Consider the following 18,938-nt stretch of genomic DNA (forward strand, 5'->3'; position numbering starts at 1 on the left):
GCCGGCTTTACAAAGGCTTAACGCCTGTTACCTCATTTTGACGCTGGGGCAGCTTCCGTAGTGTGACGGCCTGTGCGCTGGTGCGGCAGGCGGAAGGTCACGCGCGTGCCGGTGCCCTGCGGGCCGCTGCCGATCAGCAGTTCCCCGCCCAGGCCGCGCACCGCCTTCTGGGCGATGGGCAGGCCCAGCCCCGAGCCGCTGGCGCTGGCCTGGTCGCCGCGCCAGAACGGGGTCAGCATCTGGTCGCGCACGGCGGGCGCGATGGCCGGTCCGTTGTCCTGCACATGGACCAGCAGCTCATCGCCCGCCGGCTCCAGGCTGATCCGCACCACGGGGCCTCCATACAACAGGGCGTTGTCGATGACGTTGCCTAGCGCCTCCTCGAGCAGGATCGGGCTGCCGCTGAGCCAGAGCGGGCCCAGCCGTGCCAGGTCGGCATCGGCCTGCAGCGTCTTGTGGGCCGCGGCGGCGGGCTCCTGCCAGCGCCCGGCCACCTCCTGCAGCAGGGCGCAGAGTTCGAACCGGGTGGTTTCGGCCGGTGTCCCGCGCTCGGAGCGCGCCAGCGCCAGCAGCTGGCGCACCAGGTGCGTGGCGCGCGAGGCCGCGGCATGCAGTTCGTCCAGCACCTCGCTGTCGGGCGGCTGCCCGGGATTGGCGTGATGGGTGCGCTGCAGGTCGTCGGCCAGCAGCTTGAGCCCGGCCACGGGGGTGCGCAGCTGGTGCGCGGCATCGGCGATGAAGCGCCGCTCATGCGCCACGGCCTCCTGCAGGCGGGCCAGCAGATCGTTGATGTGGCCGATCAGCCCGCGCAGCTCGTCGGGCACGTTGTCCAGAGGCAGGGGCGACAGGTCGTCGATGCCGCGCCGCGCCACGGCGAGGGTGGTGTCGCGAGCGGGCGCCAGCCCATAGCGGATGCCCAGGAACAGCAGGGGGATGATCAGAAAGCCCAGGCCGGCGGCCGGCAGGAAGATGGCCAGGGCGAGTTCGCGGCTGATCTGGTCGCGCTTGGACTGCGCTTCGCCCACGATGACCCAGACCGATTCGGGTCGCCCGGCCTGCTCCAGCCGAACGGCCACGGCCCGCAGGCTGCCCCAGGTGGTGGGCGTGTCGTAGAACAGCGGGTGCCCGGTGGGCTGCTGATCGGAGCCTTGCGGCAGGCTCAGTTCGGCGTTGCCGACCAGGGTGCGGCCGTCGCCGGTGCGCACCGTGAAGCGCGAGGGCGAGAGCGAGTCGAACACCAGCGAGGCCGCGGTGCGCGAGTCGACCGCGAACCGCGGCCCTTCGGCATCCCAGCGCACCTGCGCGCCCAGGGCCAGGGCATCGTCCTTGAGGATCCGGTCGAACGAGCTCTGGGCCGTGCGCCCGGCCAGCCAGAAGGCGGCCAGCATGGCCAGCAAGGCCGGCAGCAGCCACAGCCACAGCAGCGGGTAGAGCAGCTTGCGCAGCAGGCTGGCGCTGCCCGCGGGATTCATGGCGCGCTGCCGGCCTGTGCCAGCTCCAGCGCATAGCCGACGCCGCGCACCGTGACGATGGTGACGCCGGTGGCCGCCAGCTTGCGGCGCAGCTTGAGGATGTAGATCTCCACCGCGTTGGCGCTGAAGTTCGATTCCCAGCTCGACATGGCCGAGATGATGCGGCTCTTGGGCACGGCGGCGCCGGGGGAGGCCATCAGCAGCTCGACCAGCGCGGCTTCGCGCGGGCTCAGCGCGAGCCGCTCCTCGCGATGGCGCAGTTCCCGGCTGCTGGTGTTGAAGCTGAGTTCCCCCACGTGCAGCAGGTTGCTGGCGCCGCCGCGGCGGCGGCGCATGATGGCGCGCAGCCGGGCCACCAGTTCCTCGGCCTCGAAGGGCTTGGCGAGGTAGTCGTCGGCGCCGCCGTTGAGTCCCTGCAGACGGTCCTGCAGTTCGTCGCGCGCGGTCAGGATCAGCACCGCCAGCTCGAGGCCGCGCCCGCGCCAGTGCCGCAGGACTTCCAGGCCATTGCGCCGGGGCAGGCCGAGGTCGAGCACGGCGGCGTCGTAGGGCTCGGTGGCGGTGGCCGCCAGGGCCAGCTCGCCATCGGCCGCCACGTCGACCTGCCAGCCCTCGGCCTGCAGCGCGCGCCGGATGCCCAGCCGCAGGGCCGGGTCATCCTCGACGACCAGGACGCGCATGTTGCGATGAGTCCGCTGGGCTCAGCGGCTCAGAAGTTGTCGAGCACCGCGCCCTTGCTGGCGCTGGCCGCGTTGAAGGCGAACTTGGCCTGCACGCCGCGGGTGTAGCGCGGGGCCGGCGGGGTCCAGCCTGCGCGGCGCTTGGCGAGCTCGGCTTCGGGCACGTTGAGTTCGAGCATCAGCTTGTGGGCGTCGATGGTGATCGAGTCGCCCTCGTGGATGAAGGCGATGTTGCCGCCGGCCGCCGCCTCCGGCGCCACATGGCCCACCACCATGCCCCAGGTGCCGCCGGAGAAACGGCCGTCGGTGATCAGGCCCACGCTCTCGCCCAGGCCGGCGCCGATCAGCGCGCCCGTGGGCGCCAGCATCTCGGGCATGCCCGGGCCGCCCTTGGGGCCGAGGTAGCGCAGCACCATCACGTCGCCAGCGACGATCTTGCCATCGAGAATGGCCTTGAGCGCCGACTGCTCGTCGTCGAACACGCGCGCCGGGCCGGTGATGACCGGGTTCTTGAGGCCGGTGATCTTGGCGACCGCGCCCTCGGGGCTCAGGTTGCCCTTGAGGATGGCGAGGTGGCCCTGCTCGTACATGGGCTTGTCGATCGGCCGGATCACGTGCTGGTCGGCGCGCGGCTGGTCTGGCACGTCCTTCAGCACTTCGGCGATGGTCTGGCCGCTGATGGTGAGGCAGTCGCCGTGCAGCAGGCCGGCGTTCAGCAGCACCTTCATGACCTGCGGGATGCCACCGGCCTGGTGCAGGTCCACCGCGAGGTACTTGCCGCTGGGCTTGAGGTCGCACAGCACCGGCGTCTTCTGGCGGATGCGCTCGAAGTCGTCGATGGTCCATTCCACGCCGGCCGCATGCGCGATGGCGAGGAAGTGCAGCACCGCGTTGGTCGAGCCGCCAGTGGCCATGATCACGGCGACGGCGTTCTCGATCGCCTTGCGGGTCACGATGTCGCGCGGCTTGATGTCCATCTTGATGGCCTCGATCAGCACCTTGGCCGATTCCTTGGCCGAGTTCTGCTTCTCGTCGTGCGGATTCGCCATGGTGGACGAGTAGGGCAGGCTGATGCCCAGCGCCTCGAAGGCCGACGACATGGTGTTGGCCGTGTACATGCCGCCGCAGGAGCCGGTGCCGGGGATGGCGCGCATCTCGATCTCGCGCAGGTCTTCGTCGCTCAGGTTGCCGGCGGCGTTCTGGCCCACGGCTTCGAACACGCTCACGATGTTGAGGTCCTGGCCCTTCCACTTGCCCGGCAGGATGGTGCCGCCGTAGACGTAGATGGCCGGCACGTTGGCGCGCAGCATGCCCATCAGGCCGCCGGGCATGTTCTTGTCGCAGCCGCCGACGACGAGCACGCCGTCCATCCACTGGCCCTGCACCGAGGTCTCGATGCAGTCGGAGATGACTTCGCGGCTCACCAGCGAGTACTTCATGCCTTCGGTGCCCATGGCCATGCCGTCCGAGATGGTGGGCGTGCCGAACACCTGGGCGTTGCCGCCGGCTTCCTCGATGCCCGCGATGGCCGCGTCGGCCAGCTTCTGCAGGCCCGAGTTGCAGGGCGTGATGGTGCTGTGGCCGTTGGCCACGCCGACCATGGGCTTCCTGAAGTCGCCTTCCTCGTAGCCCATGGCGTAGTACATGGAGCGGTTCGGGGCGCGCGACTTGCCTTCGGTGATGTTGGCCGAGCGGCGGTTGATCTGGATGGTTTTGATGTCTGCCATGGTGTCTCTCTGTGGGGCGGGTGGGATGCCTGCAGGCGCAAGGCCGTCATTGTGGCAGCGCCGAGTATGCGCCGCAGCACAACCGCGCGTCCAATCTATTTCTCGGAACCTATTAATATGCTGTGCATATGAGTGATCCATTCATTGAACTGAGGCTGTGGCGCCAGTTCACGGCCGTGGCCGAGGAGCTGCATTTCGGCCGCGCCGCGCAGCGCCTGCACATGACGCAGCCGCCGCTCACGCAGGCGATCGCCCAGCTCGAGAAGCTGCTGGGCGTGCGCCTGTTCGACCGCACCAAGCGCAGCGTGCAGCTCACGGCCGCTGGCGCCGCGCTGCTGCCCGAGGCGCGCGAGCTGCTGTCGCGCGCCCAGGCGCTGCCCGGCCAGGCCCGGGCGGCGGCGGCGGGCGAGCTGGGCCGCCTGCGGCTGGCCTTTGTCTCGACCGTGGGGTTCGACCTGCTGCCGCAGTGGGTGCGCGCCTTTCGCGCGCGCCACCCGCGCATGGAGCTGGACCTGAGAGAGGCCACCGGCGACCAGCAGCTTCAGATGTTCGAACGTGGCGAGATCGACGCCGGCTTCATGCTGCATTCGCCGGGCTTCGCGCCGGCCGGCCTGGCGCACCTGCCGATCGCCCGGGAGCCGCTGGTGCTGGCGCTGCCGGCGCACCATGCGCTGGCCGGTGCCGCGGCGCTGGCGCTGGACCGGGTGCTGGCCGAGCCGCTGGTGATCTTTCCGCGCCGCATCGTGCCTTCGCTGTACGACGCGATCTTTGCGCTGTACCACGCGGCCGGCCATTCGCCGCGGGTGGCGCAGGAGGCGATCCAGATGCAGACCATCGTCAACCTGGTGTCGGCCGGCCTCGGCGTGGCCTGGGTGCCGGCCAGCGTGATGCAGTTCCAGCGGCCGGGCGTGGTCTACCGCAGCGTGGCCGGCCGCCGCAAGCTGCCGGCCTGCGAGACCAGCCTGGCCTGGCCGCTGCCGCTGCGCAGCCCGTCGCTGGGCAACTTCATCGCTTTCGCACGCCAGGCGGCGGCCGGCGCCGCGCCGGTGTAGCGGGCGCCAGCGTTGCCTGGCCTGGAGGAGGCCTCGGCTTGCCGGTGTCTTGCCCGGTCTGTCATTCGGGGGCCATGGGCCTGCGGCACAATGGCCCCCATGCTGATGTACCCGCAAATCGACCCTGTCGCCCTCAAGCTCGGCCCGCTGGCCATCCACTGGTACGGCCTGACCTATCTCGCTGCTTTCGGGCTGTTCATGTTCCTGGGGCTGCGCCGCCTGCGGCACGAGCCCTTTGCCTCCATTACCGGCCCGGGCGCCTGGACGCGCAAGGACGTGGAGGACATCCTGTTCCTCGGCGTGCTGGGCGTGGTGGTGGGCGGGCGCCTCGGCTACTGCCTGTTCTACAAGCCGGGCTACTACCTCACGCACCCGCTGGAGATCTTCGCGGTCTGGCAGGGCGGCATGAGCTTTCACGGCGGCATGCTGGGCGTGATCGGCTCCATGCTGTGGTTCGCGCACTCGCGCCGCCGGCCCATGCTGCAGGTGGCCGACTTCGTGGCGCCCTGCGTGCCCACCGGCCTCGCGGCCGGTCGGGTGGGCAACTTCATCAACGGTGAGCTCTGGGGGCGCTTCAGCGACCCGAACCTGCCCTGGGGCATGGTGTTTCCCAACAGCGGCTCGATGCTGCCGCGCCATCCCTCGCAGGTCTACCAGTTCCTGCTCGAAGGCCTGCTGCTGTTCGTGCTGCTGTGGCTGTACGGCCGCAAGGCGCGCAAGCCCGGCCAGGTGGCGGCGGCCTTCCTGGTGGGCTACGGCGTGTTCCGCTTCATCGCCGAGTTCTTCCGCGAGCCCGACGCCTTCCTGGGCCTGCTGTCGCTGGGCATGAGCATGGGGCAGTGGCTGTGCCTGCCGATGATCGTGGGCGGCGTCTGGCTCTGGCTGTGGGCCGAGCGGCAGGCGCCGCGCACGGGCCGGGCGGCGGCATGACGGCCCGCGCGGTCGGGGCCGTGGTGCTCCTGGCCGCGCTGCTCACGGCAGCCTGGGCCCAGCCGCCGGGCGCGGACCGGCCGGTGCCGCTGCCGGACCTCTCGAACGGCGTCACCTTGCGCGTGGCCTATGTCGAGAATCCGCGCCTGCCGGCACTCCCCGCGCCGCGCCTGGACGCCATCCTGGCGCTCACGGCCCGGCAGCTTCAGGCGCACCTGGGCATCGCCGCCCGCTTCACCGAACCGCAGCACCTGCCGATCGGCCCGCTGTTCTCGGCGCTGAGCCCGCGGCTGGCGCTGGAGGCCGAACGCCAGCGTCTGGACGCAACGCCCGATCCCGCCAGGCTCGAGCCGCTGGTCCGCCCGCTGCTCAAGGACCTGCGTGAAGCCGGCGACCTCGCGCAGCAAAGGCGCTTCGCGGCACCTTACCTGGTGCAGCCGCCCGCGGACGGCAGCGACCGGGCCTTTGCGCGCGCCTTGCTGATCACCCAGCACACGCTGCTGCGGGACTGGGGGCAGGCGCTGGCGCTCGACGGCCGGCCGGTGATCGGCGGCGACCGCTACAACGAGTACAGCTTCTGGAACCTGCTGGGCTCGACCGAGCTGCCTTACGAAGTGGTCATCACCAACCAGCTGATCGCCAGCGCCGAACGCACGGAGAACTCGGTGCACAGCGCGATCCGCGGCGGCGTCAGCAACGGCATCACCACCCAGAGCCGGCGCGGACGCTACCAGCTGGTGTCCATCCTCAGCAGCTACCCGTTCACCGACGCCTCGGCCCTGGCGCAGCGCCTGCGCGGCGGCGAGCCGCTGTCCGAGGCGCAGGCCGACAGCGCCATGGCGCTGCTGCTGGCCCACGAGCTCGGCCACCAGCTGCTGCACCTGGGGCACCCGTTCGGCAACGCGCACTGCCTCATGACGCCACCGGTGGCGCTGGCGTTCCGCTCCTGGGAGGCTGCGCTGGCGCCGGAGCAATGCCCGCTGGGCAGCAGCCGGGCCCAGACGCCGGGATTCCTGCGCTTCGCCAGTCCCGACGCGATGTTCCGGCCGCGCTGAACCGGCGCTCAGTCATCGTCAACGCGTTCTCAGGGTATGCCCGCATGCCGAGGGGCTTGCCGCAGGCATGCTGGTCTGTTGATAATTACGTGTAATTACAGAAAATTATGCGCCTCATCACCCCCAGCCTCGCCCCCCAGTCGCTTCATGACGAAGTGGCGGCCAGCCTGCGCAGCCGCATCTTCGGGGGCGAGCTGGCGCCGGGCAGCTTCATCGACGAGGCGGCGCTGTGCGAGAGCCTGAAGATCTCGCGCACGCCGCTGCGCGAGGCGCTCAAGGTGCTGACGGCCGAGGGGCTGGTGCGCCACGAGCCGCGCCGCGGCTGCTTCGTCAACGAGGTCACGGCGCAGGACCTCGACGAGATCTTCCCCGTCATCGCGCTGCTCGAAGGGCGCTGCGCCTTCGAGGCCGCGCGCCGCGCCAGCGATGCCGACCTCGCGGCGCTGGAGACGCTGCACGAGCGGCTCACGCGCCATGCCAAGGCCCGGCGCATCAACGACTACTACGAGGCCAACCACCTGATCCACGAGGCCATCATCACGCTGGCCAACAACCGCTGGCTGGCCCAGGTGATCGGCGACCTGCGCAAGATCCTCAAGCTGGCGCGGCTGCAGCAGCTGCACGCGCCGGGCCGGCTGGAGCAGAGCCTGTCGGAGCACCTCGCGGTGTTCGCCGCGCTCAAGGCGCGCGACAGCGAGGGCGCCGAGGCCGCGATGCGCACCCACCTGACGCGCCAGCGCGAAGCCCTGCGCGAGCTGGCGCGCAACCAGCCGTCGAGGCTGGCGTCATGAGCCCTCGCCGGGCCCTTGCCGCGACGGCCGCAACCTGCCAGAGGGAGTGGATCGCATGAGTGCGCCCGAATGGATTGCCCGCAGCGTCTCCAGACTGCGCTCCACCGAGAAATCAGAGGGAAAAAGGCCTGATGTCCAGGTGCAGCGGTCATCGGATGCTATCAAAACAGGAGCAGCCGAAGGTGCCCGCTCGACCCGGGAGCGGCTGCAGGCCACGCTGCGCCGCAAGCAGGAGGCGCTCTCGCCGCGCGTGCTGCGGCGCACGCTGACCGAGCTGCAGGCCATCATCGACCCGCAGGTCAGCGAGATCGAAGGCGGCCGCCGCGCCATGCGGGTGGCCGGCTGGTATGCCGGCGCCGCGCCCAACGAGCGGCGCGACATGTGGCTGCTGATGAGCGAGCAGTTCGTGGCCGACGCGCAGAAAACCAAACTGGCGCAGGCCCAGTTCGAGGCCGCCGTCGGCACGCCCGATGAAGCCGTGGCCGAAGTGCGTTACCGCCGCGCCACGGTGTCGCCGCGCCGGCGCCTGCTGCAGCGCTTCAGCGCCTTCCCGGACGGCATCCGGTTCCTGGTCGATCTGCGCGCCGAGATGCTGCCCCACCTCAAGTCGGACAAGCGCCTGCAGGCGCTGGACGTCGAGATGGAATACATGTTCTCGACCTGGTTCGACGTGGGCTTCCTGGAGCTGCGCCGCATCAGCTGGGACTCGCCCGCGTCGCTGATCGAGAAGCTCATCAAGTACGAGGCGGTGCACGACATCAAGAGCTGGTCCGATGTCAAGAACCGGCTGGACTCGGACCGCCGCTGCTACGGGTTCTTTCACCCGCGGCTGCCCGACGATCCGCTGATTTTTGTCGAGGTGGCGCTGATGGACGAGATCGCCGGCAGCATCACGCCGCTGCTCGACGAGTCGGCCGATGCCGCGGACCTGAACAAGGCCACCACCGCGATTTTCTATTCCATCAGCAACACGCAGGGCGGCCTGCGCGGCGTGAGCTTTGGCGATTCGCTGATCAAGCGCGTGGTCGAGACCCTGAAGGAGGAATTCCCCCGGCTCAAGACCTTCGCCACGCTGTCGCCGATTCCCGGCTTCCGCGGCTGGCTGGGAAAGAACGCCGCCGCCATGCTGGAGCAGCTCGATGACAAGGCCCGCACGGCGCTGGGCCGCGCCATCGGCTTCGAGCCGCCGACGGCCGCGCATTTTCTCGGCGCGGCCGACAACGTGCTGGCGCTGCCCGACAAATCGCCGGTGCGGCTGATGCTGCTGCGCTGCGCCGCGCGGTATCTCGGCCAGGCGATGGAGGGCGGCAAGCCGGCCGATGCCGTGGCCCGCTTTCACCTCGGCAACGGCGCCTGCGTCGAGCGGCTGAACTGGGCCGGCGACCCCTCGCCCAAGGGGCTCAAGCAGTCGTATGGGCTGATGGTGAACTACCTGTACGACCTGAAGCGCCTGGACAGGCACCGCGCCCTGCTCGCCAGCGGCAGGATCGCCGTTTCGGGGCAGATCAAACCCCTGCTGTGAGATGGGAGCAGCGCGGGCCATCGCGGCGATCTGGCCTGGCCATGACCGGCAAGCGGCCGGCGCCGTGTTTTTTCCCTGAGAATGTTCGTGTGAGTTCGATAACAACCGATGGATAGGAGACAAGCACCATGAAACACCTCAACCGCCGCGATGTGCTGCGCCTGGCAACCGCCGGCGCTGCCGCGGCTTCTTCGTCTTCCGTGCTGCATGCGCAGAGCGGCTGGCCCACCAAGCCGGTGACCCTGATCGTGCCGTTCCCGGCCGGCGGCGGCACCGACGCCTTTGCGCGGCCGCTGTCCGGGCAGTTCGCCAAGCTCAGCGGCAAGACGCTGGTGATCGACAACCGCGGCGGCGCCGGCGGCACGCTGGGTGCGGGCATCGCGGCCAAGGCGCCGGCCGATGGCTACACGCTGTTCATGGGCGCGGTGCACCATGCGATCGCGCCGTCGATGTACCCCAAGCTCGACTACGACCTCGAGCGCGACTTCATCCCGCTGTCGCTGCTGGCCAACGTGCCGCAGGTCGTGGTGGTCAACCCCAAGAACATCACGACGCCGGATTTCAAGTCCTTCCTCGACTACGTGCGCAAGAACCCGGGCCGGCTCAACTACGGCTCGGCCGGCACCGGCACCTCGCACCACCTCGCGGGCGAACTGTTCAAGCAGCAGACCAAGACCTTCATCACCCACATCCCCTACACCGGCGCCGGCCCGGCCTTGCGCGATCTGGTCGGCGGCCAGGTGGACATGATGTTCGACGGCCTGGGCTCCTCGGCGGCCCACATCAAGGGCGGGCGCGTCAAGGCGCTGATGGTCTCGGGCGCCAAGCGCAACCCGGCCTTCCCCGACGTGCCCTGCGCGGCCGAGGTCGGCCTGCCCGACTACACCGTCACCACCTGGTACGGCCTGTGGGCGCCCAAGGGCACGCCGCCCGACGTGCAGGCGCGCATCGCGGACGACATGCGCAAGGCGGTGCTGTCCGATGAGCTCAAGGCCGTCTGGGCCAGCAATGGCGCCGAGTTCGGCAACCTCTCGCCGCAGCAGTTCGGCGGCTTCGTGCACGGTGAAATCACCCGCTGGGCCGCCGTGGTCAAGGCCTCGGGCGCGAAGCTGGACTGAATGGCCGGGCATATCGCGCTCGACACGGCAGGCCCGCATCCGGGCCTGGCCTTCGTCACCCTGTCCCATCCCGGCAAGCTCAATGCCATGTCGCGCGCGATGTGGCGCGAGCTGCGCGCGGTGTTCGAGCAGGTCCAGCGCAGCGGCGGGATCCGCTGCGTGGTGATCCGCGGCGAGGCCGGCCAGTTCTGCGCGGGCGGCGACATCGCCGAGTACCCGGGCTTTCGCTTCGAGGAGGCCGGCCTGCGCGACTTCCATGAGCGCGACGTCTGGGGCGGCCTGCAGGCCCTGCTTGATTGCGACGTGCCCCTGGTCGCGCAGATCGAGGGCGCCTGCATGGGGGCGGGAGTGGAGATCGCGAGTTGCTGCGACATCCGCATCGCCGCCGAGTCGGCGCGCTTCGGCGCCCCGATCGCCCGGCTCGGCTTTCCGATGGCGCCGCGCGAGGCCCAGCTCGTGATGCGGGCGGCCGGCGAGCTGACCGCACGCGAAATGCTGCTGGAAGCGGCCGTGCTCGACGCCGCCGAGATGAAGGCGCGCGGCTTTCTCCACCGCGTGGTGGACGAGGGGCAGGCGGCCGAGCAGGCCTTGCAGGCTGCCCGGCGCGTGGCGGCGCTCGCGCCACAGGCCGCACGCCTCAACAAACAGACCTTTCGGGCATTGAATCGGCCAGAGGTCCAGGTGCACGGGAGCTCGGCAGCTATGGATTTGATAGCAAACGCCTACCGCTACGCGGACAGCGACGAACACCGCGAAGGCATCCAGGCCTTCATTGAAAAACGAACCCCCCGCTTTCTGACCCCACCATGAGCAACGGAAACCTCTTTGCCGCGCTGCGCGCCGCCTTTCCCCCCGATCTGGACGGCACGGCCGTCGAAACCGACAACGGCCTCCACTACAGCTGGCGTGACCTGGAGCGCGGCACCGCCATGCTGGCCAACCTGCTGGCCTCGCTCGGGCTGCCCGAGGGCGCGCGCGTGGCGGTGCAGGTGGAGAAATCGGTCGAGGCCATGCTGCTGTACCTGGCCACGCTGCGCGCGGGCTATGTGTTCCTGCCGCTGAACACGGCCTACCAGAGCGCCGAGATCGAGTACTTCATCGGCAACGCCGAGCCCGCCGTGGTGGTCTGCACCGCCAAGAACTTCGGCTGGGTCAGCAAGATCGCCTTCAAGGCCGGCACCGCGCACGTGTTCACGCTGGACGACAACCGCAGCGGCTCGCTGCTGGAGCGCGCATCGCACTGCAGCGACCAGCACGAGCCGGTGCGCAAACAGGCCGGCGACCTCGCCGCCATCCTCTACACCAGCGGCACCACGGGCCGCAGCAAGGGTGCCATGCTGACGCACGGCAACCTGCTGAGCAACGCCGTGATGCTCAAGGACTACTGGGGCTGGAGAACGCCCGAGCAAGGCGGCGACGTGCTGATCCACGCGCTGCCGATCTTCCACGTGCACGGCCTGTTCGTGGCCATCCACGGCGCGCTGATCAACGGCAGCAAGATGATCTGGCTGGCCAAGTTCGATCCGAAGCTCGTCGTGCGCAAGCTGCCCGAGGCCACGGTCTTCATGGGTGTGCCCACGCTCTATGTGCGCCTGCTGGCCGAGCCGGGCCTGACGCGCGAGGCCGCGAGCCGCATGCGCCTGTTCATCGCGGGCTCGGCGCCTCTGCTGATCGAGACCTTCAACGAATGGAAGGAGCGCACCGGCCACACCATCCTGGAGCGCTACGGCATGAGCGAGACCATCATGCTCACCTCCAACCCCTACGCGGCCGATCCGCACCACGGCGGCCAGAGTGAGCGGCGCGGCGGCACCGTGGGCTTTGCGCTGCCCGGCGTGAGCCTGCGCGTGCAGGGCGACGAGGGCCGTGACCTGCCTGTGGGGGAGATCGGCGGCATCCAGGTCAAGGGCCCCAACGTGTTCAAGGGCTACTGGCGCATGCCCGAGAAGACGGCGGAGGAGTTCACCGCCGATGGTTTCTTCAAGACGGGCGACGTGGGCCGGGTGGACGAGCGCGGCTACGTCACCATCGTGGGCCGCAGCAAGGACCTGATCATCAGCGGCGGCTACAACGTCTACCCGGCCGAGATCGAGGGCTACATCAACGAGATGGCGGGCGTGGCCGAGAGTGCGCTGGTGGGCGTGCCGCACCCCGATTTCGGCGAGGTGGGCGTGGCCGTCGTGATCCCGAGGCCCGGTGGCGCGCCGGACGGCGAGCGCATCCTCGCGCAGCTCAAGGCGCAGCTTGCCAACTTCAAGATTCCCAAGCGCTGCTTCGTGGTGGACGAACTGCCGCGCAACACCATGGGCAAGGTGCAGAAGAACCTGCTGCGCGAGCAGTACCGGAGCCTGTTCGGCTCCTGAGCGGGGCTGGGCGGGCCGGCCTTAGCGCAGCACCAGCACCGGCACGTGCGAATGCGTGAGCACGTGCTGGGTTTCGCTGCCCAGCAGCAGGCGCTTGAGCCCCTTGCGGCCGTGCGAGGCCATCACCACCAGATCGCACTTGTGCTTCTTGGCCGCCGCGATGATGGCCTCGGCCACCAGGTCTGACTTGGCCGTGACGGCCTTGGCCTTGAGGCCCTTGGTTTCCGCCGTCTTCTTGATCGCGTCGACCACGGCCTGGCCCTGGTCGGCCCACTGCTTCTCCACCGCCGCGACTTCCTTCACCGGCACCGGCAGCGAGCCCTCGAAATAGCTTTGCGGGTAGCGCGGGATCACCGTCAGGGCCACGATTTCCGCGTCCGCCAGACTGGCCAGCTTGAGGCCGTGCTGCACGGCTTTCTTCGAGAGGGTGGAACCGTCGGTGGCGATGAGGATGCGTTGGTACATGGCGTGTCTCCTGGGTTGGGTGGCGCCAGATTAGCCGATTCCGGGGGGCTTTGCTTGATCCAGATCAAGGCTCGCGGCGAAGCATGCCACTAGCCTTGCGGGATGCAAGCCGTCCGCCTTCCCGCTCCGCCCGCGATCGCTCCGGGCGCAGGCGCGCTTTCCGGGCCACAGGACGACGCCACCGACTGGACCGCCTTCAGCCGGCCGATCGGGGAGGCGGGCCAGCCCCAGCGCTGGGAGTCGCAGATCGTTATCGAAGGCATGCATTGCGCGGCCTGCCCCATCACCATCGAACAGGCGCTGTGCCGGGTGCCGGGCGTCGAGTCGGCCGAGGTGAGCGCCGCTGGCGCCCGGGCCCGCGTGGTCTGGCGCAGCGCCGAGGTCCAGCCGGCCGGCTGGCTTGGCGCCATCCGCCGGGCCGGCTACCGCGCCTGGCCTGCCACCGATGCCTTTGCGCAGGACCGGCGGCGCCGGCAGCAGCGCCTGATGCTGTGGCGCTGGCTGGTTGCGGGCTTTTGCATGATGCAGGTCATGATGTACGCCGTGCCGGCCTATGTGGCCGCGCCCGGCGAGATTACGCCCGACATCGAGCAATTGCTGCGCTGGGCTTCCTGGGTGCTGACGCTGCCAGTGGTCCTGTTCTCGTGCGGCCCGTTCTTTGCCAGCGCCGCGCGCGACCTGGCGCAGCGGCGCATCGGCATGGACCTGCCGGTGGCCCTGGGCATCGTGATCGCGTTCGCGGCCAGCACGGCTGCCACCTTTTCGCCCGATGGCTGGTGGGGACGCGAGGTCTGGTTCGACTCGCTCACCATGTTCGTGTTCTTCCTGCTCACCGGCCGCTGGCTGGAGCAGCGGCTGAAGGATCGCACGGCGGGCGCGCTCGATGCCCTGATGCAGCGCCTGCCGCTCAGCGTGGAGCGCCTGGAGGCCGACGGCAGCTTCCGGCGCGTGGCGATCCACCGGCTCGCGCCGGGCGATGTGGTGCGCGTGCTGCCCGGCGAGGCGTTCCCGGCCGACGGCGTGCTGACGGACGGCGAGACGCTGGCGGACGAAGCCCTGCTGACGGGCGAGTCGCGCCCGGTGCCCAAGTTCGCCGGTGCCCCGGTCATCGCCGGCAGCTACAACCTGTCGGCGCCGGCCCGGGTGCGGATCGAGCGCGTGGGCCAGGACACGCGCTATGCCGGCATCGTGGCGCTGATGGAGCAGGCCTCGTTCGACAAGCCGCGCCTGGCCGTGCTGGCCGATCGGGTGGCGCGGCCGTTCCTGGCGCTGGTTTTGCTGGCCGGCGCGGCGGCTGCCGCTTGGTGGTGGCCGAGCGACCCGGCCCGCGCCGTGATGGCGGCCGTTGCGGTGCTGATCGTGACCTGCCCCTGCGCGCTGTCGCTCGCCACGCCGGCTGCCATGCTGGCGGCCGCCGGCTCGCTGGCGCGGCGCGGCGTGCTGGTGCGGCGCCTGCAGGCGCTCGAGGCGCTGGCCGGCATCGACACCGTGGTGTTCGACAAGACCGGCACGCTGACGCAGGACCGCATGGCGCTGAACGCCATCCGCGCACGCGCCGGCGTTTCGCCGGACAAGGCCCTGTGCCTGGCCGCGGCGCTGGCCCGGCATTCGCTGCACCCGGCCTCGCGCGCGCTGGCCGCGGCCGCCGCGATGCCGCTGCAGGCCACCGACGTGAAGGAGACGATGGGGCAGGGGCTGTCGGGCCAGGTGCTCGACCCGAGCCAGCCGGCTTCGCCGCTGCGGCTGCGGCTGGGCTCCGCCGGCTTCTGCGGCCTGCCGGCCGGGCCGCGGCCCGGCGGCGTGCTGCAGGTGCATCTGTCGAGTGACGCGGGCTGGCTGGCGACCTTCGAGCTGGAAGAGGCCCTGCGGCCGGAGGCGCTGGCGGCCGTGCAGGCGCTGCGCGAAGCGGGCGTGCAGGTGCAGCTGCTGTCGGGCGACCGCCAGTGGCCGGTGCAGCGGATGGCCCGCTGCGCGGGCATCGCGCAGGCGTTCGGGGAATGCCTGCCGCAGGACAAGCTGGCCCATGTGCAGGCCCTGCAGCGCCAGGGCCGCCGCGTGGCCATGGTGGGCGACGGCCTGAACGACGGGCCGGTGCTGGCCTGCGCCGACGTGTCGGTCGCCATGGGGCAGGGCGTGCCGCTGGCCCAGGCCCAGGCCGATTTCGTCGTGCAGGGCGGGCAGCTGCTGGAGGTGCCCCATCTGCTGAGGCAGGCGCGCCGCACGCTGCGCATCGTGCGGCAGAACCTGCTGTGGGCGGCGCTCTACAACGCGCTATGCGTGCCGCTGGCCCTGATGGGCTGGCTGCCGGCCTGGGCCGCGGGCCTGGGCATGGCGGCCAGCTCCCTGCTGGTGGTGCTGAATGCCCTGCGGCTGGCCAGAGCGGAGGGCGGGGGCTGATGGACATCCTGTTCCTGCTGATTCCGCTGTCGGTGGCCCTGGTGCTGCTGATCCTCGGCGGCCTGTGGTGGGCCGTGGAGCATGGGCAGTTCGAGGACGTCGAGTCCGAAGGGGAGCGCATTCTTCGCGGCGATTGACGCAGGTCAATACGCCGCTGCGCCTTGAGGCCGACACTGGCACCGTTCAAGCAAAGAGGTGCGAGATGAATGATCCCGGGGTGCAGGCCGTCTACAACGACACCGTGGTGCGGCAGTTTTCCATCATGGCCGTGGTCTGGGGCGTGGTGGGCATGCTGGTCGGCGTGGTGATTGCCGCGCAGCTGGCCTGGCCCGACCTGAACTTCGGCATCCCGTGGCTCAGCTACGGCCGGCTGAGGCCATTGCACACCAATGCGGTGATCTTCGCCTTTGGCGGCTGCGCGCTGTTCGCCACCAGCTACTACGTGGTGCAGCGCACCGGCCAGGTCCGCCTGTTCGCGGGGCCGCTGGCCGCGTTCACCTTCTGGGGCTGGCAGGCCGTCATCGTGGCCGCGGCCATCAGCCTGCCGCTGGGCTACACCACCGGCAAGGAGTATGCGGAGCTGGAGTGGCCGATCGACATCCTGATCACGCTGGTGTGGGTGTCCTATGCCATCGTGTTCTTCGGCACCGTGGGCCGGCGGCGCGTCAAGCACATCTACGTGGCGAACTGGTTCTATGGCGCGTTCATCCTCGCCGTGGCCGTCCTGCACGTGGTCAACAGCGCCGAGGTGCCGGCCGGCTGGATGAAGAGCTACTCGGCCTATGCCGGCGTGCAGGACGCGATGATCCAGTGGTGGTACGGCCACAACGCGGTGGGCTTCTTCCTCACGGCCGGCTTCCTCGGGATGATGTACTACTTCATCCCGAAGCAGGCCGAGCGGCCCGTCTACTCGTACCGGCTCTCGATCGTGCACTTCTGGGCGCTGATCTTCACCTACATGTGGGCCGGCCCGCACCACCTGCACTACACCGCGCTGCCCGACTGGACCCAGTCGCTGGGCATGATGTTCTCGCTGATCCTGCTGGCGCCGAGCTGGGGCGGCATGATCAACGGCATCATGACGCTGTCGGGCGCCTGGCACAAGCTGCGCGACGACCCGGTGCTGCGCTTCCTGATCGTCTCGCTGTCGTTCTACGGCATGAGCACCTTCGAGGGGCCGATGATGTCGATCAAGACCGTCAACGCGCTGAGCCACTACACCGACTGGACCATCGGCCACGTGCACTCCGGCGCCCTGGGCTGGGTTGGCCTGATCTCGATGGGCTCGCTGTACTTCCTGATCCCGCGCATGTTCGGGCAGAAGAAGATGTACAGCACCAAGGCCATCGAGCTGCACTTCTGGATCGCCACCATCGGCATCGTGCTCTACATCGCCGCCATGTGGATTGCCGGCGTGATGCAGGGCCTGATGTGGGGTGCCGTCAACACCGACGGCACGCTGACCTACACCTTCGTGGAGTCGGTCAAGGCCACCTATCCGTTCTACGTGATCCGCGTGCTGGGCGGTGTGCTGTATCTCGGCGGCATGCTGGTCATGGCCTGGAACACCTGGATGACGGCGGTCTCGGGGCGCTCCGTGCATGTGCCCATTCCCGCCCTTGCGGCCCACGCCTGAGGAGAAGACACCATGACCGACAACACCCAGGCCACGCCCGGCTTCTCGCACGAGAAGGTGGAGACCAGCAACTTCCTGATGATCGTGCTCATCCTGCTGGTGGTCGCCATCGGCGGGCTGGTGGAGATCGTGCCGCTGTTCTTCCAGAAATCCACCACCGAGGCGGTGACGGGCGTCAAGCCCTACACCGCGCTGCAGCTGATGGGGCGCGACGTCTACCTGCGCGAGGGCTGCTACAACTGCCACTCGCAGATGATCCGGCCCTTCCGCGCCGAGACGCTGCGCTACGGCCACTACTCGGTGGCCGGCGAATTCGTCTACGACCATCCGTTCCAGTGGGGCAGCAAGCGCACCGGGCCCGACCTGCACCGCGTGGGCGGCAAGTACAGCGACGAATGGCACCGCATCCACCTGAACAACCCGCGCGACGTGGTGCCCGAATCCAACATGCCGGCCTATCCGTGGCTGGAGAAGGCGGCGGTCGATCCGGCCGAGGTGGCGCCCCGCATGCAGGCGCTGCGCCGGGTGGGCGTGCCCTACAGCGATGCGGAGATTGCCGCCGCGGCGGCCGACGTCAAGGGCCGGACCGAGCAGGACGCCCTGGTGGCCTACCTGCAGTCCCTGGGCCGCGCACTGAAATAAGGAGAAGCCCATGGACATCACCAGCCTGCGCGTGATCGCCACGGTGGCGTGCTTCGCCACCTTCATCGGCATCCTGATCTGGGCGTTCGCGCGCCGCAACACCGCCCGCTTCGACGAGGCCGCCCGCCTGCCTTTCGAGCAGGACTGAGCCACACCATCGGGGATTCCCAAGCATGAGCGATTTCACAAGCAACTTCTGGTCGGTCTACGTGGCCGGCCTGGCCCTGGCCGGCATCCTCGGCTGCCTGATCCTGCTGTGGGTCACGGCCCGCAAGAAGGTGGCCGCCAGCAGCGACAACACCACGGGCCACGTCTGGGACGAGGATCTGCGGGAGATGAACAACCCGATGCCGCGCTGGTGGATGTGGATGTTCGTCCTGAGCATCATCTTTTCGCTGCTGTACCTGGTGGCCTATCCGGGCCTCGGCACCTATGCTGGCCAGCTCGGCTGGAGCACGCGCGGCGAGTACGAGGCCGAGATGGCCCAGGCCCGGCGCGAGCTCGAGCCGCTGTATGCGCGTTTTGCCGCGATGCCCGCGCCGCAGATGGCCGGCGATGCACAGGCCATGGCCATCGGCGAGCGCCTGTTCATGAACAACTGCGCCCAGTGCCACGGCTCGGATGCGCGCGGCAGCAAGGGCTTTCCCAACCTGGCCGACGGCGACTGGCTGCATGGCGGCGCGCCCGAGCAGATCCACGAAACCATCATGCAGGGCCGCACCGGCGTGATGCCGCCGATGGCCGCCGCGGTGGGCACACCCAACGACGTGAAGAACCTGGCCCAGTACGTGCTGAGCCTGTCGGGCAGCCCGCACGATTCGCTGCGCGCTGCCCTGGGCAAGCCGAAGTTCGCGGCCTGCGCCGCCTGCCACGGCGCCAACGGCAAGGGCAACCCGGCCCTGGGCGCGCCCAACCTCACCGACGACATCTGGCTGCATGGCTGGGGCGAGGAGGCCATCGCCGCGATGATCAACAACGGCAAGACCAACCAGATGCCGGCCCAGGCGGGCAAGCTCACCGAAGCGCAGATCCAGGTGCTGACGGCCTATGTCTGGGGCCTGTCGAACAAGCCCGTGGCGGCCCGGTAA

General features: G+C 69.6%; 18 protein-coding genes. 14 read left to right on the plus strand and 4 right to left on the minus strand.

Translation table 11 applies throughout. The features are described from left to right. Nucleotides 1–32 precede the first annotated feature (32 nt). The 3 genes from MMF98_RS06615 to ilvD are packed head-to-tail and all read right to left on the minus strand — an operon-like array spanning nt 33 to nt 3,879. Complete coding sequence (locus tag MMF98_RS06615; RefSeq protein ID WP_243305446.1) at nt 33–1,472, minus strand: sensor histidine kinase; 1,440 nt, start codon at nt 1,470–1,472, stop codon at nt 33–35. Next, entirely contained in the window at nt 1,469–2,152 is a 684-nt protein-coding gene (locus tag MMF98_RS06620; protein WP_243305447.1) for a response regulator transcription factor, read from the minus strand. Before MMF98_RS06620 ends, MMF98_RS06615 begins: the two co-directional genes overlap by 4 nt. A gap of 29 nt (nt 2,153–2,181) precedes the next feature. After that, nucleotides 2,182–3,879, minus strand: a complete 1,698-nt coding sequence (gene ilvD / locus MMF98_RS06625) for a dihydroxy-acid dehydratase (RefSeq protein WP_243305448.1) — start codon at nt 3,877–3,879, stop codon at nt 2,182–2,184. A 128-nt stretch (nt 3,880–4,007) separates the two neighbouring features. Between ilvD and MMF98_RS06630 the strand changes: the two genes are divergently transcribed. The 8 genes from MMF98_RS06630 to MMF98_RS06665 all read left to right on the plus strand — a co-directional run bounded on the left by MMF98_RS06630 (nt 4,008) and on the right by MMF98_RS06665 (nt 12,710). Then, on the plus strand, nt 4,008–4,931 hold the full coding sequence (locus MMF98_RS06630) for a LysR family transcriptional regulator (RefSeq protein WP_243305449.1): 924 nt from the start codon (nt 4,008–4,010) through the stop codon (nt 4,929–4,931). 99 nt (nt 4,932–5,030) lie between these two features. Next, the gene (lgt, locus tag MMF98_RS06635; protein ID WP_243305450.1) at nt 5,031–5,861 is read left to right on the plus strand and encodes a prolipoprotein diacylglyceryl transferase; all 831 of its coding nucleotides are present in this window, start codon (nt 5,031–5,033) and stop codon (nt 5,859–5,861) included. Beyond that, a complete protein-coding gene (locus MMF98_RS06640; protein ID WP_243305451.1) occupies nt 5,858–6,916 on the plus strand; it encodes a hypothetical protein in 1,059 nt (352 codons plus the stop codon). Before lgt ends, MMF98_RS06640 begins: the two co-directional genes overlap by 4 nt. Nucleotides 6,917–7,023: 107 nt before the next feature. Continuing rightward, nucleotides 7,024–7,707, plus strand: a complete 684-nt coding sequence (locus tag MMF98_RS06645) for a GntR family transcriptional regulator (RefSeq protein ID WP_243305452.1) — start codon at nt 7,024–7,026, stop codon at nt 7,705–7,707. A gap of 55 nt (nt 7,708–7,762) precedes the next feature. After that, the gene (locus MMF98_RS06650; RefSeq protein WP_243305453.1) at nt 7,763–9,229 is read left to right on the plus strand and encodes a malonyl-CoA decarboxylase; all 1,467 of its coding nucleotides are present in this window, start codon (nt 7,763–7,765) and stop codon (nt 9,227–9,229) included. Nucleotides 9,230–9,357: 128 nt separating this feature from the next. Further along, complete coding sequence (locus MMF98_RS06655; RefSeq protein ID WP_243305454.1) at nt 9,358–10,347, plus strand: Bug family tripartite tricarboxylate transporter substrate binding protein; 990 nt, start codon at nt 9,358–9,360, stop codon at nt 10,345–10,347. Beyond that, nucleotides 10,348–11,157, plus strand: a complete 810-nt coding sequence (locus tag MMF98_RS06660; RefSeq protein WP_243305455.1) for an enoyl-CoA hydratase/isomerase family protein — start codon at nt 10,348–10,350, stop codon at nt 11,155–11,157. After that, complete coding sequence (locus MMF98_RS06665) at nt 11,154–12,710, plus strand: malonate--CoA ligase (RefSeq protein WP_243305456.1); 1,557 nt, start codon at nt 11,154–11,156, stop codon at nt 12,708–12,710. The genes MMF98_RS06660 and MMF98_RS06665 overlap by 4 nt, the downstream gene beginning before the upstream one ends. 21 nt (nt 12,711–12,731) lie before the next feature. Here MMF98_RS06665 and MMF98_RS06670 read toward each other — a convergent pair whose 3' ends face one another. After that, nucleotides 12,732–13,175, minus strand: coding sequence for a universal stress protein (locus MMF98_RS06670; RefSeq protein WP_243305457.1), 444 nt, complete (start codon nt 13,173–13,175; stop codon nt 12,732–12,734). A gap of 102 nt (nt 13,176–13,277) precedes the next feature. Here MMF98_RS06670 and MMF98_RS06675 point away from each other — a divergent pair, with 102 nt between their 5' ends. From MMF98_RS06675 to ccoP, 6 genes are all read left to right on the plus strand, one after another. After that, the gene (locus tag MMF98_RS06675; protein ID WP_243305458.1) at nt 13,278–15,572 is read left to right on the plus strand and encodes a heavy metal translocating P-type ATPase; all 2,295 of its coding nucleotides are present in this window, start codon (nt 13,278–13,280) and stop codon (nt 15,570–15,572) included. Continuing rightward, the gene (gene ccoS, locus MMF98_RS06680; protein ID WP_243305459.1) at nt 15,572–15,709 is read left to right on the plus strand and encodes a cbb3-type cytochrome oxidase assembly protein CcoS; all 138 of its coding nucleotides are present in this window, start codon (nt 15,572–15,574) and stop codon (nt 15,707–15,709) included. Before MMF98_RS06675 ends, ccoS begins: the two co-directional genes overlap by 1 nt. 65 nt (nt 15,710–15,774) lie before the next feature. Beyond that, nucleotides 15,775–17,208, plus strand: a complete 1,434-nt coding sequence (ccoN, locus tag MMF98_RS06685) for a cytochrome-c oxidase, cbb3-type subunit I (RefSeq protein WP_243305460.1) — start codon at nt 15,775–15,777, stop codon at nt 17,206–17,208. A 12-nt stretch (nt 17,209–17,220) separates the two neighbouring features. Then, on the plus strand, nt 17,221–17,850 hold the full coding sequence (ccoO, locus tag MMF98_RS06690) for a cytochrome-c oxidase, cbb3-type subunit II (RefSeq protein ID WP_243305461.1): 630 nt from the start codon (nt 17,221–17,223) through the stop codon (nt 17,848–17,850). A gap of 10 nt (nt 17,851–17,860) precedes the next feature. Continuing rightward, a complete protein-coding gene (locus tag MMF98_RS06695; protein ID WP_243305462.1) occupies nt 17,861–17,998 on the plus strand; it encodes a cbb3-type cytochrome oxidase subunit 3 in 138 nt (45 codons plus the stop codon). 25 nt (nt 17,999–18,023) lie between these two features. Further along, nucleotides 18,024–18,938, plus strand: a complete 915-nt coding sequence (gene ccoP / locus MMF98_RS06700) for a cytochrome-c oxidase, cbb3-type subunit III (RefSeq protein ID WP_243305463.1) — start codon at nt 18,024–18,026, stop codon at nt 18,936–18,938.

The organism is Variovorax terrae (genome assembly GCF_022809125.1).
GTDB lineage: Bacteria > Pseudomonadota > Gammaproteobacteria > Burkholderiales > Burkholderiaceae_C > Variovorax_A > Variovorax_A terrae.

Excerpts from the sequence above, each read along its gene's own strand:
- MMF98_RS06615 (WP_243305446.1), bottom strand. The coding sequence starts at position 1,472 with ATGAATCCCGCGGGCAGCGCCAGCCTGCTGCGCAAGCTGCTCTACCCG.
- MMF98_RS06620 (WP_243305447.1), bottom strand. The coding sequence starts at position 2,152 with ATGCGCGTCCTGGTCGTCGAGGATGACCCGGCCCTGCGGCTGGGCATC.
- ilvD (WP_243305448.1), bottom strand. The coding sequence starts at position 3,879 with ATGGCAGACATCAAAACCATCCAGATCAACCGCCGCTCGGCCAACATC.
- MMF98_RS06630 (WP_243305449.1), top strand. The coding sequence starts at position 4,008 with ATGAGTGATCCATTCATTGAACTGAGGCTGTGGCGCCAGTTCACGGCC.
- lgt (WP_243305450.1), top strand. The coding sequence starts at position 5,031 with ATGCTGATGTACCCGCAAATCGACCCTGTCGCCCTCAAGCTCGGCCCG.
- MMF98_RS06640 (WP_243305451.1), top strand. The coding sequence starts at position 5,858 with ATGACGGCCCGCGCGGTCGGGGCCGTGGTGCTCCTGGCCGCGCTGCTC.
- MMF98_RS06645 (WP_243305452.1), top strand. The coding sequence starts at position 7,024 with ATGCGCCTCATCACCCCCAGCCTCGCCCCCCAGTCGCTTCATGACGAA.
- MMF98_RS06650 (WP_243305453.1), top strand. The coding sequence starts at position 7,763 with ATGAGTGCGCCCGAATGGATTGCCCGCAGCGTCTCCAGACTGCGCTCC.
- MMF98_RS06655 (WP_243305454.1), top strand. The coding sequence starts at position 9,358 with ATGAAACACCTCAACCGCCGCGATGTGCTGCGCCTGGCAACCGCCGGC.
- MMF98_RS06660 (WP_243305455.1), top strand. The coding sequence starts at position 10,348 with ATGGCCGGGCATATCGCGCTCGACACGGCAGGCCCGCATCCGGGCCTG.
- MMF98_RS06665 (WP_243305456.1), top strand. The coding sequence starts at position 11,154 with ATGAGCAACGGAAACCTCTTTGCCGCGCTGCGCGCCGCCTTTCCCCCC.
- MMF98_RS06670 (WP_243305457.1), bottom strand. The coding sequence starts at position 13,175 with ATGTACCAACGCATCCTCATCGCCACCGACGGTTCCACCCTCTCGAAG.
- MMF98_RS06675 (WP_243305458.1), top strand. The coding sequence starts at position 13,278 with ATGCAAGCCGTCCGCCTTCCCGCTCCGCCCGCGATCGCTCCGGGCGCA.
- ccoS (WP_243305459.1), top strand. The coding sequence starts at position 15,572 with ATGGACATCCTGTTCCTGCTGATTCCGCTGTCGGTGGCCCTGGTGCTG.
- ccoN (WP_243305460.1), top strand. The coding sequence starts at position 15,775 with ATGAATGATCCCGGGGTGCAGGCCGTCTACAACGACACCGTGGTGCGG.
- ccoO (WP_243305461.1), top strand. The coding sequence starts at position 17,221 with ATGACCGACAACACCCAGGCCACGCCCGGCTTCTCGCACGAGAAGGTG.
- MMF98_RS06695 (WP_243305462.1), top strand. The coding sequence starts at position 17,861 with ATGGACATCACCAGCCTGCGCGTGATCGCCACGGTGGCGTGCTTCGCC.
- ccoP (WP_243305463.1), top strand. The coding sequence starts at position 18,024 with ATGAGCGATTTCACAAGCAACTTCTGGTCGGTCTACGTGGCCGGCCTG.